Annotated in this window: 15 protein-coding genes; 8 read left to right on the top strand and 7 right to left on the bottom strand. The window is 35.5% G+C overall.

All coding sequences use genetic code 11. The features are described from left to right. Positions 1 to 34: 34 nt before the first annotated feature. Complete coding sequence (locus tag ACZ1GR_RS06595; RefSeq protein ID WP_472611377.1) at positions 35 to 346, bottom strand: cupin domain-containing protein; 312 nt, start codon at positions 344 to 346, stop codon at positions 35 to 37. Positions 347 to 424: 78 nt separating this feature from the next. Between ACZ1GR_RS06595 and ACZ1GR_RS06590 the strand changes: the two genes are divergently transcribed. Next, on the top strand, positions 425 to 1,780 hold the full coding sequence (locus ACZ1GR_RS06590; RefSeq protein WP_472611376.1) for a UDP-N-acetylmuramate--L-alanine ligase: 1,356 nt from the start codon (positions 425 to 427) through the stop codon (positions 1,778 to 1,780). A gap of 10 nt (positions 1,781 to 1,790) precedes the next feature. Here the strand turns inward: ACZ1GR_RS06590 and ACZ1GR_RS06585 are convergent, their stop codons facing one another. After that, complete coding sequence (locus tag ACZ1GR_RS06585) at positions 1,791 to 2,234, bottom strand: DUF1569 domain-containing protein (RefSeq protein ID WP_472611375.1); 444 nt, start codon at positions 2,232 to 2,234, stop codon at positions 1,791 to 1,793. Positions 2,235 to 2,344: 110 nt separating this feature from the next. On the opposite strand from ACZ1GR_RS06585, the gene radC reads away from it, so the two are divergent. The 6 genes from radC to ACZ1GR_RS06555 are packed head-to-tail and all read left to right on the top strand — an operon-like array spanning position 2,345 to position 7,917. Further along, the gene (gene radC / locus ACZ1GR_RS06580; protein ID WP_472611374.1) at positions 2,345 to 3,043 is read left to right on the top strand and encodes a RadC family protein; all 699 of its coding nucleotides are present in this window, start codon (positions 2,345 to 2,347) and stop codon (positions 3,041 to 3,043) included. Further along, positions 3,044 to 4,339 (top strand): polysaccharide deacetylase family protein, encoded by a 1,296-nt coding sequence (locus ACZ1GR_RS06575; RefSeq protein WP_472611373.1) that lies wholly within the window; start codon positions 3,044 to 3,046, stop codon positions 4,337 to 4,339. Beyond that, a complete protein-coding gene (locus ACZ1GR_RS06570; RefSeq protein WP_472611372.1) occupies positions 4,332 to 5,021 on the top strand; it encodes a YjjG family noncanonical pyrimidine nucleotidase in 690 nt (229 codons plus the stop codon). Before ACZ1GR_RS06575 ends, ACZ1GR_RS06570 begins: the two co-directional genes overlap by 8 nt. A gap of 59 nt (positions 5,022 to 5,080) precedes the next feature. Beyond that, positions 5,081 to 5,614 carry a hypothetical protein gene (locus tag ACZ1GR_RS06565; RefSeq protein ID WP_472611371.1) on the top strand — a complete coding sequence of 178 codons (534 nt, stop codon included), beginning with the start codon at positions 5,081 to 5,083 and terminating at the stop codon, positions 5,612 to 5,614. Next, positions 5,611 to 7,047, top strand: coding sequence for a DUF5723 family protein (locus tag ACZ1GR_RS06560; protein WP_472611370.1), 1,437 nt, complete (start codon positions 5,611 to 5,613; stop codon positions 7,045 to 7,047). Before ACZ1GR_RS06565 ends, ACZ1GR_RS06560 begins: the two co-directional genes overlap by 4 nt. Before the next feature lie 12 nt (positions 7,048 to 7,059). Next, positions 7,060 to 7,917, top strand: coding sequence for a hypothetical protein (locus tag ACZ1GR_RS06555; RefSeq protein WP_472611369.1), 858 nt, complete (start codon positions 7,060 to 7,062; stop codon positions 7,915 to 7,917). Here ACZ1GR_RS06555 and ACZ1GR_RS06550 read toward each other — a convergent pair. After that, complete coding sequence (locus ACZ1GR_RS06550; RefSeq protein WP_472611368.1) at positions 7,914 to 9,191, bottom strand: replication-associated recombination protein A; 1,278 nt, start codon at positions 9,189 to 9,191, stop codon at positions 7,914 to 7,916. The two genes, ACZ1GR_RS06555 and ACZ1GR_RS06550, sit on opposite strands and share 4 nt — an antisense overlap. A 79-nt stretch (positions 9,192 to 9,270) precedes the next feature. Between ACZ1GR_RS06550 and ACZ1GR_RS06545 the strand changes: the two genes are divergently transcribed. Next, on the top strand, positions 9,271 to 10,002 hold the full coding sequence (locus tag ACZ1GR_RS06545; RefSeq protein ID WP_472611800.1) for a rhomboid family intramembrane serine protease: 732 nt from the start codon (positions 9,271 to 9,273) through the stop codon (positions 10,000 to 10,002). Here the strand turns inward: ACZ1GR_RS06545 and rlmB are convergent. The 4 genes from rlmB to ACZ1GR_RS06525 form a co-directional block, all read right to left on the bottom strand. Then, a complete protein-coding gene (rlmB, locus tag ACZ1GR_RS06540; RefSeq protein WP_472611367.1) occupies positions 9,999 to 10,736 on the bottom strand; it encodes a 23S rRNA (guanosine(2251)-2'-O)-methyltransferase RlmB in 738 nt (245 codons plus the stop codon). The genes ACZ1GR_RS06545 and rlmB overlap by 4 nt on opposite strands. Positions 10,737 to 10,799: 63 nt before the next feature. Beyond that, entirely contained in the window at positions 10,800 to 11,546 is a 747-nt protein-coding gene (locus tag ACZ1GR_RS06535; protein WP_472611366.1) for a hypothetical protein, read from the bottom strand. A 120-nt stretch (positions 11,547 to 11,666) separates the two neighbouring features. Further along, positions 11,667 to 15,011, bottom strand: a complete 3,345-nt coding sequence (locus ACZ1GR_RS06530) for a VCBS repeat-containing protein (RefSeq protein WP_472611365.1) — start codon at positions 15,009 to 15,011, stop codon at positions 11,667 to 11,669. A gap of 92 nt (positions 15,012 to 15,103) precedes the next feature. Further along, positions 15,104 to 15,985 carry a hypothetical protein gene (locus ACZ1GR_RS06525; protein WP_472611364.1) on the bottom strand — a complete coding sequence of 294 codons (882 nt, stop codon included), beginning with the start codon at positions 15,983 to 15,985 and terminating at the stop codon, positions 15,104 to 15,106. Positions 15,986 to 15,988: the final 3 nt, after the last annotated feature.

The raw sequence follows: 15,988 nt of genomic DNA, 5'->3' as shown, positions 1-15,988 counted from the left end.
TCATCATTTTTAATGGTGAAGTACTGTAATTGACCTATCTGTACTCGTCTCTTGCAGGGCTAAAAATATCCATGAGCTTACAGGTGGTTAAGGCCTTTCCACTATGCGGAATGTTAGATGGTATGATTACGACATCTCCGGGTTTATAAGTCTTTGTAGTTCCATCCAAAGTAAACTCAAAAGTACCCTCAACAACATGCATTATTTGTTCATGAATATGATGGTGCTCAGGTACCTCCGCTCCTTCGTCCACATCCCAAAAAACCCAAGTCATCGATTCTGAATGGACTAGTTTGCCGTGATAACCGGGCATTATTTCTTTAGAAGGTATAGTTGATAAGTTCATGTTTTTATTTTTTTTCAAGATATGAATTATTAAAAATACTGTGTGGCTTTGTTATCTTTAAACCGAAATAAAACTTTAATGAAAATACATTTTATAGCCATAGGTGGTGCGGCAATGCACAATCTGGCCTTGGCTCTTGCAGAGAAAGGATATAAGGTAACCGGCAGTGATGATGTTATTTATGAACCATCTAAAAGCAGGTTGAATAACAAAGGGCTTTTGCCAGAACAATTTGGCTGGTATCCAGACAAAATTCATGAAAATTTAGATGCTGTCATCTTAGGTATGCACGCTAAAACAGATAATCCTGAGTTGCTAAGAGCACAAGAACTGAGGGTTAAAATATATTCTTACCCTGAGTTTTTATTTGAGCAATCTAAAAATAAGACGCGCGTTGTAATTGGGGGTAGCCACGGCAAAACTACCATTACCTCAATGATTTTACACGTACTCAATTACCACAATATTGATGTAGATTATATGGTAGGGGCCCAGTTAGAGGGTTTTGATTGTATGGTTCATCTTACTGATAAGAACGATTTTATCGTTTTAGAGGGTGATGAGTACCTGTCATCTCCAATAGACCGTAGACCCAAATTTCATTTGTACCAACCCAATATTGCACTCTTAAGCGGCATTGCTTGGGATCATATAAATGTTTTTCCAACGTATGAAAACTATGTTGAACAGTTCAAATTATTTGTAGATAGTATTGTTAAGGGTGGAAGCGTAACCTATAATGAAGAAGACCATGGTTTAAAGGAAGTGGTAGAGAGCTCGGAGAATACCATTAGAAAGATGCCTTACCAAACCCCTGAGTATAGTGTGGAGAACGGTGTTACATTTTTAGAGACCCCTGAAGGGCCTATGCCCATTGAGGTGTTTGGTAAACATAACCTTAATAATTTATCCGGCGCAAAATGGATATGTCAAAATATGGGGGTTGATGAACTTGACTTTTATGAGGCCATTGCCACGTTTAAAGGGGCATCAAAAAGGATGGAGAAGATTGCCGAGAATGAAACTAGTGTTGCTTTTAAAGATTTTGCCCATTCACCAAGTAAAGTTGAGGCCACAACTAATGCGGTTAAAGAGCAATATCCTGAGAGAAGACTTTTGGCGTGTTTGGAGCTTCACACCTATAGTAGTTTAAATGCCGAATTTTTGAAAGAGTATAAGGGAGCATTAAACGCTGCAAATGAGGCTGTGGTTTTTTACTCGCCCGATGCTGTTAAAATAAAAAGACTTGACGAAGTGACGGAAAAGCAAATAGCTGATGCCTTCCAGAAAAAGGAATTACAGGTCTTTACTGACCCAGAGGCTTTTAAAGGGTTTCTTTTTAATCAAGATTTCGAGAACAAAGCGTTATTATTGATGAGCTCAGGTAATTATGGAGGTCTAAATTTCGACGAAATCTCTGAGGTTATGGGTTAGTGGGCAAACCTTAAACCCCAAATTGCTTTAAATGATGATCTAGATGCTTGTATTGCATTTGCCCCCACTGTTCTTTAGTAAATGTGCCAAAAGCAGGATGCGGGTACCAAGTTACTCTTGAGTCTAATTTTGCAAATTCATCAACCAAACCTCTTAACTTGTCGTACTCAGCTTTAAATTCTTTTGGCTCTTTTGCTTTTAATTGTGGGGCGGTGGGTAGGTTTTTACGCCAGGGTTTATCGTTATATAGCGACTTTTTAAAAAAAGTCTTTATAAACCAGTTTCCTTTAGAATTGTTTTCTCTATTGTCAATAGCCAATTTTAAAGGGTATTGGCAATGCCAAGCCATTTGCCCTACGGTCATTTTACCCCACAAACGCTCAGAATTTTCATTGAGCTTCTCCATTCGATCTTTAATTTCTTCGTAGGCATCGGTCTCTAAAAGTGATTTCATTGTATTATAAATTTCATTTTCAAGATACAAAGTATAAAGCTCAAACTCAAGAGTTAGGTGTCAAATCGTTTTTTGCGATTAAATTCGAACAATCCCATTATCTTTAACAAATGCAAAAAAAGTCTACTTCCTTTTCAATTAAAGATTGGGCAGATGATGATAAGCCTAGGGAAAAATTGGTGCAAAAAGGGCGTTCAGTTTTATCTGACGCCGAACTCATCGCTATCTTGATAGGATCCGGTAGTAGAGATGAAAGTGCCGTAGATCTTTCGAAAAGAATTCTGGCGGCTACGGAAAACAGCCTTAATGAACTTGGAAAGCTTACCATTAAGCAATTGATGCAGTTTAAGGGTATCGGTGAGGCCAAGGCAGTAACTATTGCGGCAGCTTTAGAAATTGGTAGGCGAAGAAGAGGTGGGCCAGCTCAAAAAGTGAGCAAGATAAATAGCAGTGCCGACGTTTTTGAATTATTACAACCCATTTTAGGAGAACTACCTCATGAAGAATTTTGGATTGTATATCTCAATAATTCCAATAAAATTTTACACAAAGAACAGTTAAGCAAAGGCGGTATTACGGGCACTTTGGTAGATGTGCGTTTGGTATTAAAGCAAGCCTTAGCGTATGGAGCGGTAGGTTTGATATTGGCTCACAATCATCCATCGGGTACTTTAAAGCCCAGTTCGGCAGATAAGCAAATTACCAGTAAATTAAAAACGGCTGCGGCGGCATTGGATATAAAAATACTTGATCACCTAATCATAACTGAAAAGGCTTACTTTAGTTTTGCCGATGAACAAATGTTATAAATGCTTCTAATTTACACGCATAAAATATCCAAACGTTTCACTTATACTATGAAACACATCTTTACCCGAATTTTGGGTATTGAGGTTAGTTTTACCACTACGGTAGAAGATTTTATTAAACATTCGGGTCCTAAAATCACTTACACCAAGCAGCCCTTACAGAACGAATTTTTTATTAAAAGTAATAGCTTGTTATTTGAGCAAGGTATCGATGATATTCTAATTGAGGTTAAAGATTGGGAGGGTTTCCCTTGTTTTTTCGAAGCTGATGAGAGAAGTAATATCCCCTTTGATATTTTTGCGGCCAGTTTTTACCTTATAAGTAGATATGAGGAGTATCTGCCCCATGTTAAAGATGATTTGGGCCGTTTTCCGGTAAAAGAGAGCCTGGCCTATCAAAATAATTTTTTGCAGCGTCCGATAATTGATCTTTGGGCGAAAAAATTCTTGTTTTTATTAAAAGAACGGTTTCCTGAGATACAACAGAGAAAAAAGAAATATCAGTTTACCTCTATAGTTAACGTTACCACTTCGCATGCCTTTGCCTATCGTGGTTTTGTGCGAACCATAGGCGGAATATTGCTAGACTTGAGCAAGTTGAAATTCTTGCGTTTGGCCAAGCGTGTTATGGTTTGGATAAACCCTAAAAAAGACCCTTACAATAACTTTGCTTACTTAATGAACTTGCATAAAGAGGTAAAGTGTAAAACCATGTTCTTTTTCCAATTTGCAGATTATTCGAGGCATGATAAGAATGTATCCGTTTTTAAAAATAAGTTCCGGTTTTTGATCAAGTCAGTTGCTGATTATAGTATCGTTTCCCTAAGTGCTTCATATGGCTCTTCGTTGAGCAATAAGATTTTAAAAGAAGAGAAAAGCAGATTGGCCAATCTAATCAATAGACCTGTTAATTATTCTAGAATGCGATATAATAGAGTGCAAATACCTAAAACGTATCAAGATTTAGTAGAAGCGGAATTTACCGAAGATTATACTATGGGCTATACGCATGAAATGGGTTTTCGGGCAGGTACATGTACGCCATTTTATTTTTATGATATAAATCTTGAGGTGCAACAACCTATTAGAATTCATCCATTTGCGGTTTGTGATTACACATTCCTAAAATTTAAAAAACAGGGGCAGGTGTTCGATAAACTTGATTTTATGTATAGGGAGATCAAAGAGGTGCAAGGAGATTTTAATATGGTTTTTTCGAATGAATTATTAGGAAGCTCTAATCGTTTAAAATGGCTCGAACTATACAAAGCAACTCTTAAAAGATATTATGTTTAAGGAACCTATTACGGACGTTTTTTTTGATTTAGATCATACGCTTTGGGATTTCGAAAAAAACTCTGCCTTGACCTTTGAAAAAATTTTGACGGATCATGAAGTTGGTGTGGGCATAAATGATTTTTTAGAAGTTTATGTTCCCATTAATTTGGTGTATTGGAAATTGTATAGAGAAGAGAAAGTAACCAAAACTGAACTTCGCTACCAACGGCTTAAAAAAACTTTTAATGCCATTGAGTTTGATGTTTCTGATGATTTAATCGATATTCTATCAGAGGAGTATATAAACCATCTGTCCTCATACAACCATGTATTTCCATATACCTTTGAAATTCTTGATTATTTAAAGCCAAAGTATAAGCTTCACATAATAACCAATGGTTTTCAAGAAATACAAGATAAAAAGCTGAAAAATGCTAATCTGTATGATTATTTTGAACAGATAGTGAATTCTGAAATGGCCGGTGTAAAAAAACCCAACCCGAAAATATTTGAACTGGCTTTAAGTTTAGCCAAAACACAAGCCAAGAATTCTGTTATGATCGGTGATAATTTAGAGGCTGATATACTAGGGGCGCAAGCCATGGGATTCCAAACTGTACATTTTAATGCCCACAATGAACCCAAGCATAATTTTTGTAAAATGATTGATGGTCTTGACGAAATAAAACAGATTTTGTAGAGTTATACTAGTAGGGTTCAACCTTTTTAAGTTGTTCTTATTACACTATAAATAATGCTATGAAAAAAGTTCTGAGTTACTTTTTCCTTTTTCTATTAGTTTCTTGTGCCGAAGAGCAGAACTTTGATCAATTCGATGATTTAAGTGTTGTTCCTACATTGGCTACAGGAATATTTTATTTCGAATCTCCAGAAGATGTTATCAATCAATTACCCCCAGGAAGTTTCTACAATCAAACATTCACTTTTGAAGCTTTTAATGAGGCCTTTGTTTCAGAAAGGGTATTAGATGGCGCTATCACCTATCAATTGGAGAATACGACAAGTAAAGAATTAAACTTACTGGTCGAGTTTTTAGATGCAATGGATAATGTTTTGGACAGTGAATCTTTTAGAATGCAGCCTCAACCGTCACCTTTGCTTGAGCGTGAAGTAGCTTATGGCAACGGAGATAGAAGTTTAGATATATTAAGAAATACAACAAGAATAAGAGTAACTAGTGAAAATCTAGGCGATAATACAAGCGAATCTTCAGCTAATGAACCTAGAGTAATCTTAAGATCTAGCGCAGTATTTAGGGTAAGACTACAATGATAAAGATTAGACTAGTTCTTTTTACTATGCTTTTTAGCGTGGCCTACCTCGGTGCGCAGAATAAACAGTTGCTTTATGATTTTTATGAGATCCCACAGTCCTTACTCATAAATCCTGGAGTCAAAACGCCTTACAAATGGCATGCAGGTATACCGGCAATCTCTGGTATTGCGGTGCAGGGTGGTACAAGCGGAATTACAGTAAATGATTTGTTCGCAAATGATGGAATTGATTTTACCGATAAAGTGAGAGACAAGGTCGTTAATGGCTTAAGTCAACGAGACGAATTTGGGGGTAGTTTACAATTAGATATTTTAAACATTGGTTTTAGAAACGTTAATCGACCTGAAGATTATTACTCTTTTGGTGTTTACGGAGAATTATCCGTAACGCAATATTGGCCAAAAGATTTAGCGATTTTGGCTTTTGAAGGTAATGCCAATAATTTAAACAGAAGGTTTAGTCTTAGCCATCTTACGACCTTTGGTGAAGGTTTAAGTGTGTTTCACTTCGGAATTAACAGAAAAGTAAGTGATAAATTAAGATTAGGGGCAAGAGGGAAAATATACTCAAGTATCTTCGAGGCGAAATCAAAATCGAATAGTGGCTATTTTGTAACAACTCAAGGACAAAATAATCTTCTTAGAAATACGCTTGTTGCAGATGTGCAGTTACAAACCTCAGGTTTGAACGAAATCGTTGAAAACGAAGACTCAAACGAAAGTATTGGTAGTTTGCTGGTAAGAAGAGCACTATTCGGAGGTAATTTAGGCTTGGGGTTCGATGTTGGGTTTACCTATCAATTAAATGAAAAAACAAGCATAACAGGAAGTCTGCTAGATGTGGGTTTTATTAACCATACTAAAGATGTTAAAAACTTTACTTTAGAAGGTACAGCCTCTAATGAGGGTATAGAAATTATTTTACCCGAATCTTTTGAAGATTTGAATAGTGATATCTGGGAAAACTTGATAGATGATATTGAAGCTCAGGTGCCATTTGAAACAAATAGTGATTCTTATATCACCTTAAGGCCCATAAAACTAAATGCATCGATTCGATACAATTTTGGTGAACAAAGACAGAAAACCGAAGATTGTTATTGCGGAATCAATGGAGTTGAAAACAATAGCCCCTTCGACTATAAGAATGCCGTGGGCGGCCATTTGTTCGTTATAAACAAACCCAAAGGCCCACAAGCTGCTTTAACTGCTTTTTACCAAACAAGAATTGGTAACGCTTTAGCTCTTAAAGCTACCTACACAACCGATAAGTTTACTTTCACTAACATCGGATTAGGTCTTAATTTTCAGGCAGGTCCGGTTAACTTTTATATTCTCGGAGATAATTTGTTAGGTTACCGAAATATTCCTGATAGTAACTATGCATCTTTACAGTTTGGATTTAATATTATATCTTGGAACAGTAATTGATTACTGTTTTCCATGAAAAATATCATTTGTTTCTTCGCGCTAAGTTTCGCTATTAATTTCTTTGGTAATGCCCAATTGAACAACTACAAGTATATGGTTGTGCCCAAACAGTTCGATGCATTTAAAGAAATGAATCAATACCAGACAAGTACATTAGTGAAATATCTTTTTACTAACAATGGATACACAGCAATTTATGATGATCAACTGCCTGAAGATTTACTGAATAATGGCTGTTTGGCACTAAAAGCCAATTTAGATGATAGGTCTTCTCTTTTTGCCACCAAAGTGGCTATAGTTCTTAAAGATTGTAATGGAGTAGTAGTTTATACAACGCAAGAAGGTAGAAGTAAGATTAAGGAATACAAATCGGCTTATGCCGAAGCTATACGACAGGCATTTAAGTCTTTTGAGCTGCTAAATTACCAGTACGAACCGAAAGAGAACGAGATTGAAAAACCCATAACGGTAAGTTTTAAAAATGATGTAAAATCATTAAATACTGAACCGGTTACATCTGTCTCTAAGACGAATCAAAATGAAATGGCTGAAGCGACCAAAGAAATTCAGAAAAATAAACCTGTTGTTGGCGAAGAGCAAGTGAAGGAGGTAGCGATGGAGAAAGTTGTTTCTTCTTCGGTTAATACAACCTCGGAAATTCTATATGCCCAACCTATTGAGGGTGGATTTCAATTGGTGGATAGCACACCAAAAGTTCAATATAGATTAACAGAGACTTCTGTGAAGAATGTTTTCTTGGCGAGTCATGAAGATAAAAATGGAGTTGTTCTTAAAAAAAATGATAAGTGGTTTTTTGAGTATAGTGATAACGGCGAAAAAGTTCTTAAAGAGTTGAATATTAAATTTTAGAACTCATATTTATCTTTCCATCTTTTTTTTAAAAAATCGCGCATGGCATTTTCTCTAGGGTTATTGCCCAACCTAAAGAAAGAAGTGCCTGAAATTTCATCGGGCAAAAATTCTGATTCTACAAAATTATTATCATGGTTATGGGCGTACTTGTAATCTTTACCATAGCCTAAGTCTTTCATAAGTTTGGTAGGGGCATTTCGTATATGAAGAGGTACGGATAAATCTCCTGTTTCTTTTACTTTTTGTTGTGCGAGGTTTATGGCCATGTAACTGGCGTTACTTTTTGGAGAGCTTGCCAAATAAGTGGCACATTGACTAAGAATTATACGAGCTTCCGGAAATCCGATGGTGTTTACTGCCTCAAAAGTAGAATTGGCAAGCACGAGAGCGGTAGGGTTGGCATTTCCGATATCTTCTGAGGCAAGAATAACCAATCTACGCGCTATGAACTTAACATCTTCACCACCTTCAATCATTCGCGCTAACCAATAGACCGCAGCATTTGGATCGCTGCCACGAATAGATTTTATGAAAGCAGAAATAATATCATAATGTTGCTCGCCAGTTTTATCATATAAAACGGTGTTCTTTTGAACTTTCTGTAAGACCAAATCATTGGTTATAGTAATCTTAGCTTTAGATTCTGAATTAATAAGTAGTTCAAAAATATTTAAGAGTTTTCGTCCGTCTCCACCAGAGAGTCTTAATAGGGCTTCGGTTTCTTTGAGTTGTACCTTTTTAGTTTTTAAATGCTCATCTTTTGAAAGTGCCCTTTTTAATAGAGCTTCTAAATCTTCTTTTTCAAAAGAATTTAAAATATACACCTGGCATCTTGATAGTAAAGCCGGAATTACCTCAAAACTCGGATTTTCGGTAGTTGCACCAATCAATGTTACCCAGCCTTTTTCCACCGCGGCTAGCAAAGAGTCTTGCTGCGATTTGCTAAAACGATGAATTTCATCGATAAATAGTATAGGGTTTTTAGCAGTAAACAACCCGCCACTTTGTTTGGCTTTTTCAATGACCTCACGAATGTCTTTCACACCACTGTTTATGGCACTTAAGGTGTAAAAAGGGCGCTTGCTTTCTGCTGCAATAATGTTGGCTAAAGTTGTCTTACCCGTGCCAGGAGGCCCCCAGAGGATTAGAGACGGAATTATGCCCTGCTTAATTTGATGGGTCAAAGCTCCTTTTTCACCAACCAAATGAGCCTGACTAATATAGTCTTCTAAACTTTTTGGTCGCATGCGCTCTGCGAGAGGTTCATTCATTTTATAAAAATAACTAAAAATGAGTGTGACAATTTATCCGATTTTGCAATTGTGGAAAAGAAATTGCGACTTTAGTGTTATGTCATCAGAGAATCATTTGAAATTTTCTAATAGCGTGCTATTTATACCATTGTTTGTGGTACTTAGCATCTGGACTGTTTTTTGGTTTGAAATAAAATTCAATATCAATTTAAATGAATTTGGTATTGAACCAAGGAGTATAAAAGGCCTTAGAGGAGTACTTTTTTCTCCGTTTATTCATGGTTCAGTCGAACACTTATATAATAATACCATTCCCTTGGCCACTTTAACCGCGGCCATTTTCTACTTCTATAATAAAGACGCCGGTAAGGTTTTATTTTTTGGAGCGCTATTCTCAGGGTTGCTGACATGGTTTATTGGTAGGCCTTCATATCATATAGGTGCAAGTGGACTTATTTATGTTTTGGTGAGTTTTATCTTCTTTAAGGGGATTTTTGCACGGCATTATAGACTAATAGCCTTATCTCTTGCCATGGTTTTTTTATATGGAAGCATGATTTGGTATATTTTTCCGATTAAAGAGGGTATTTCATGGGAGGGCCACTTATCTGGTTTTTTAGTGGGTTTGATACTTGCTCTTGTTTTTAAGACAAAACTTGTAATTGAGAAAAGATACTCTTGGGAAAGAGATGATTATAACGAGGAAGAAGATGAGTTTCTAAAACATTTTGATGAAGATGGCAATTTTATTGAAAGTGTTGACCCGCCGATTAATGAAGTGAAGATCAGCTATCACTTTAAAGAGAAAAAAGACAGGGAAGAGGGTTAAAGCTGTCGCTGCCTAACTACTTCGTACAAAAACACACCACAGGCTACAGAAACATTTAAAGAGGCTATTTCGCCCATCATTGGTAGTTTTGCCTTATTATCGACCATTTTTAGAATAGATGGATTTATACCACGGTCTTCTGAACCCATAATGATGGCGCATGGTTGCTTTAGGTCTAAGTCAAAAATAGATTCATTGGTTTTTTCGGTGGCCGCAACAAGTTTTACACCTGATGCCTGCAAATAAAATATGGCATCTTTTAAATGATCAACTTTTGAAATAGGAATATTAAAGGCAGCACCAGCAGATGTTTTTATGGCATCATCATTAAGAGGTGCCGAGCCGCTTTTTGGAACTATAATGGCATCTACGCCGCAACATTCTGCAGTCCTTATAATTGCCCCAAAATTTCGCACATCTGAAATCTGATCTAATAATAAGAGGAGAGGAGCGGTATTTTTTTCAAGAATGCCTTCCAACAAAGGTTCGAAATCTTGAAAACCTATTGATGAAATATTGGCAACTACTCCTTGATGGTTATGCTCTGTAAGTCTGTTGAGCTTTTCTGCTGGAACATAAGAACTACTGATTTTATTTGTTCTTATAGTACTCTCCAATTCTTTGAATAAATCACCTTTTAGACCTTTTTGAAGGTAAACTTTATTTATTGGCTGATTGGCCTGTATGGCCTCAATCACTGCCCTAATACCGTAAATTTGGTTTTTATCTGTCATTTTTTGCAAATAAATAACCCGTTCAATTTATTGAACGGGTTATTTAATTCTTTAAAGTTTTTGTTATTGATTTAAGAAGTTTACTGCTCTTAACAACTCTGACTCTGATTTAATTTTTAATCCAGACTCTTTGTAGAATGCTTTTAAATCTTCTTTCTTACTATCTTGAACTAGATTTAATAATTTTTTATTTTTAAGTTCAACTTCATCAATTCTATTTCTACCTTCTACCTCTAAATAATACTCAGTGAACTGAGAGAACCTTGCGGGCGTTGCTTTGATAAAAGAATTTTGAGCCTTCTGACCTTCAGTAAATTTAATATCAATTCTTTTATATAATCGATATTGGCCTTTTTGAAGTAGTGTTAAATAACCATTTTGAGTTCTATTTTTCTTATCTATAAAGGTTTTGAAACTCATTGGTTTCCCGTCGATAGAAATTATTGAAATACTTTTATCCCTTCCTAAAGCCCTTATTCCTTCATTTTCTAGATTTTGTTTTTTAACCTCAACCTCCTCATTATATGCATTGTATCTGTAATACAAATTCCCGTAGTTTTCTTCTTTGTAAAAGATCTTAGCTGGAAGAAAAACATCCGAAGTGTAAGGAGAACCTTGAATAGCATTATTTTCCTTGGTCAATTTGGTTTGGGCTTCAGAAATAGGCCCTAAAATTGTATTTAATTGTGAGGCCGCACTGTAATTTGATAAGCCGGATGATCCGTAATTGGCAATTTGACCTGAAGTCTGAGCGGCTAAACTTATTATTCCAAATAATAATACAGTCAGTAAAGATATTTTTTTCATCATTAAAGAATTTTAAGTGAAATTAGTTAAAGGTTGAATACCAAGCAAATATGAACAAAACATTAAATGTTAAAAAAGATCAATAAACAGGTAGACGGTTGAGGTTTAATATTACCTAAATGCTTATTTGTTATATTCATATATGCTTAACGGCGCATTATTCTTTGACACTAGGAGTAACTTGCGATTACTGATTTTTATCATATCTAAATCTCTAACTTCTCCATTTAAAATTAAACTACTTTTAGTAAATTCTTCGGGCATGTAACCATTTGACTTATTAGATAACAATACCAAACCTGAGAACGCATCTAATCTAGGGGTTTCTACTTCGGTTTCATAAATGTTTCCACCTAGTATTACGTCTTCATATCCATCTCCATTAAAATCTTCAAAAACTGTTTGAAGAATTGGAAAAAATTGGGCCTCAATGGGTAAACTGGCACTTTTAAATTTATTTTCACCCTGGTTTATGAGCAAAATAGACTTAAAGTTTGTGACTTCATTTTGATATGCTGTTTCTAAACCTTCTCCGTATATGTCTACTAACTTTGCATTTGCAAATTCGTTATACGTTTTGAACTTTTCTAGAATAAAGGGCATTTGTTGAGATGAGCATTCTCTTCCTCTAACGGGTACATATTCACCTTTATACTTCTTACTTAAAACAATATCAGTTGAGCCATTTTCGTCAAAATCGTTTGCGTAGATTTTGAAGGGTTTAGAACCACTAGCTTTGAACTTTAAGTTGAGTCCAACATTTCCGATAACATAGTCCGGTAAGTTATCATTGTTAATATCGGTTTCACTTATTGAAAACCACCAGCCTTTATCTTCTATTCCGGTTTCATCTGTTCCAATTAGGGAAAAGTTACCTGAGTTGTTTTTAAAAAAGCCAATAGTTGACCATTCTCCAACTGCAATAAAATCATCCCAGCCGTCATTATCGAAATCTGTTGTCAATATATCGTTGATAATGCCAAAATTCAACAAATCGGATGCTTTTTCTTCTGTACTATTTTTTAAGATGCCGTTATGGTTTTCATAAAGAGTTGAAGGTGCATGGTTGGGATAGTTTTTTGGAATTATCCTGTTACCAACTAAAATGTCTAAATCTCCATCTTTATCAAAGTCAATAACAGAAACGGTTTTTCCACTCTCAGGATAATATTCCAAAGTTGGGCTTTTGAATCGGACAAATTCTCCTGTGCCATTATTAAGATAAATACGGTCGGCATAAAGAGAGGAGTATTTGGCAAATTCATTACCCCCGCTTACAACAAATAAATCAAGATCATTGTCATTATCAAAATCAAAGAAAACGGATTCCATATCTTCAAAAACACGATCTGTTTCGAATGCCTTTGAACAACTTTTTTTAAAGGTTCCATCAGTATTTTGTAAAAATAGAGTGCCGGGCTGACCTGAGGGCCCTCCTATAAAGAAATCTTCTTTACCGTCACCGTTTACGTCTCCTTTACTGATATAAGGGCCTAAGTTTGACTGTTTGTAGGGTAATAAAATTTCCTTTTCGAAATCGTCATAGCTATTCTCTTTTTGGGTATAATTAATGCCGAGCCTCTTGGCATCGAGCTCTTTAAACAGTTTTCTACTACTTTTTTTTGGCGGCACTTTTATATTTGCATTCTCTTCTTTAAATGTAATTGTATTATTAATGGGAATGTCATATAATTCTTCATAAAAACCGTTTGGCCATAAAACTTGCACAGTGTCTATTTTATTAGAACTGCCAATCCCAAAATGCGCTATATTTTGATGGGAAGACCTATAACCTCTAACTCGTCTTGTTTCTATAAATTGGCTCTTGCCATTGTAACTTATTTTAATTTTAGGATATGATTCGGATAGTTTTGAGACTGCCTTTACTTTAAGGTAATTACCCAATTTATTTTCCATGGTAGTATTTCTATAGACAAAACAGTTTTCATCAATATTGTTAACTACAATATCTAAATCCCCATCATTATCTAAATCTCCTACAGCTGCGCCATTACTAAAAGAAAAGTCACCTAACCCCCATTTTTTGGCCTTTTCTTCAAAAAGGAGCCTTCCTTTATTTTCAAACAAAATATTTGGAAGCTTTTCCGAAGTCATGGATTCATACAAATACTTTTTTACGTCTATAGGAACGTTGCCATTATATTTTACTTTGGCTTCATAGACTTTTCTTTGCAAGTCATTATCTAAAGCATATCGTCGATACCCATTGGTAATATAAACGTCTTTATCTTCATCATGATCAAAATCTGACATTAAGACCGACCAACTCCAATCCGTATTGGCCATTTCAGTCGCTTGAGAAATATTTGAATATTTATTTTCTCCTAAATTTAGCTGTAGCGAGTTGAACATGTATTGATGATGAAAGTCGGCTTTATTTACTAGATAGTCAAATTTCTTTGTATTCATAGATGCCATTAAGGTTTTAGACCTGACGTGGTCGTTAGCAGCCATATCTAGGACAAAAATATCTTGCATCAAATCATTATTGATGTCAGCAATGTCCATACCCATTCCATAGAAAGAGATGTGATTGGTATATTGTTTTATTTGGTCTGTAAAAGTTCCATTTTTATTGTTTATGAATAAAACATCAGGAATATAATAATCACTGGCAATATAGAAATCTAACCATCCGTCATTGTTAATATCTGAAACAGTAAGGCCTAAGCCAAAAATTGGAAGTTCAATATTGGCCTCCTCGGTAACATCTGTAAATTTCCCATTATCATTGCGATACAAGTGAGAACTACTGGCATGCTTGAGTTGTTTATTTTTTTCGGTTAGTTTTAAAAGGTTTATTGGGTCGACACCATATAGCTCACTTTCATTCATCACGATACAATCTAAATCTCCATCTTTATCATAGTCAAAAAAGGCAGATTGGGTGCTAATACCAGTATCTGCTAGTCCTCGACTTTCAGCCTCCTCCTTAAAGCTTCCATCTTTTTGATTGATATATAATAGATTTTTTCTATTTTGAGGACCGTGAGGACCTCCTTGAGACAAATAGATATCCATCCACCCATCATTATTGATGTCAACAAATGAAATTCCATTTACCCAATTTTTCCCAAAGTTGATTTTGGCACTATCAGAAATATCGGTAAACTTTAAGTCACCAAGGTTTTTATATAATTTGTTTTCTACTTGATTTCCGCAGAAGAACACATCAAGTAGGCCATCATTATCAAGGTCTTCAAGGCCTACTCCCGCACCATTATAAAAATAGTCGTAATTAAATAAATTCTCCAAAGTACTTAAATCTTCGGTTAAGGTGTTAGAGAAATTTAAATTACTGTCGTCGGCACTAATTCTTTCAAATATGGGTATAGTATCACTTTTATTTTTTTCTACTATTTCCTCATTTTCTTTGCAAGAAAAAATTAAGACTAGAATGGCTATTAAATAATGAATTTTGGGCACTTTGTTATTGTGTTGATTCATCTATAAAAGTAAGTACTAAAATAGTCAAAGGATATATAATAAAGAAAGCCACTATATAGTGGCTTTCTTAAAATGTTTAAAATCAGACTAGACTAGATGCAAATACTTAAAATTATTTCTCCAACAGTTGGACTTGGTCCGTCTTCTACTGCTAGTTCGCCAGTTGGGCCAATAATCTCATAAGTATGTTCTCCTTCAAAACTACCAGAAGTGTATGTGAAATTTAGTACACTTGTTCCATCAGGAACGTTGAAAGTAAATTCCCCAGATGACCCAGAAGTAATTGTATAATCTGTTTCGGTACCATCTAAATCAACTGTAATAAAGGCACCATCCCATCCATCACCAAAGCTATCATTAATCTTGATAGTATAATCACCAGGAACGGGAGCTGTAGGAACACACTTGATTACCAAAGGGTACAAGAATGGTGAATTAAAAAATGACCCTGTAATTGTACCTGTATTATCGGTATTTGTGAAAACACGACCATCGGTAAGGGTCAATTCAAGTCTAAACAAAATCCTGTCTCCACCATCAAATTCTCCATCAACTAAACCTAATGTACTAAGAGCATCTGCAAAAGAGCTTGATACGCTTGCTCTCGGAAATCCAAATTCTCCAGGTTCAAATTGATCAGCAGTTAAGGTCTCAACAAGAACTTCAGGTCTACTTTGATCACCATTGAATCTTGGTTTATCGGGATCATCGGTGTTATCATCAAAACCAATGTAAAAATCAACTTTTTCTAACAAATCGCCATTTTCTTGATCTTGTTCTTCAAACACTAAGCTCCAAGCGGTACTAGTATCATTTCTGTCAAAGAAAGAGCCCTCTTGAGATATAGTTCTGAGAATAGCGCCTCTTTGTTCATTTGACGTAATTTCGTCAAATGGTTTGTCAGCGTCCGCGCATGAAATTAGCAAGATAAAGGACGCTAATACGGCTTTTATGTATTTTATGTTCTGTTTCATTGT

It is taken from the genome of Croceitalea sp. W27 (assembly GCF_055693185.1).
The sequence above is the reverse complement of the archived record's forward strand: the minus strand, read 5'-3'. Positions and strand labels throughout refer to the sequence as shown.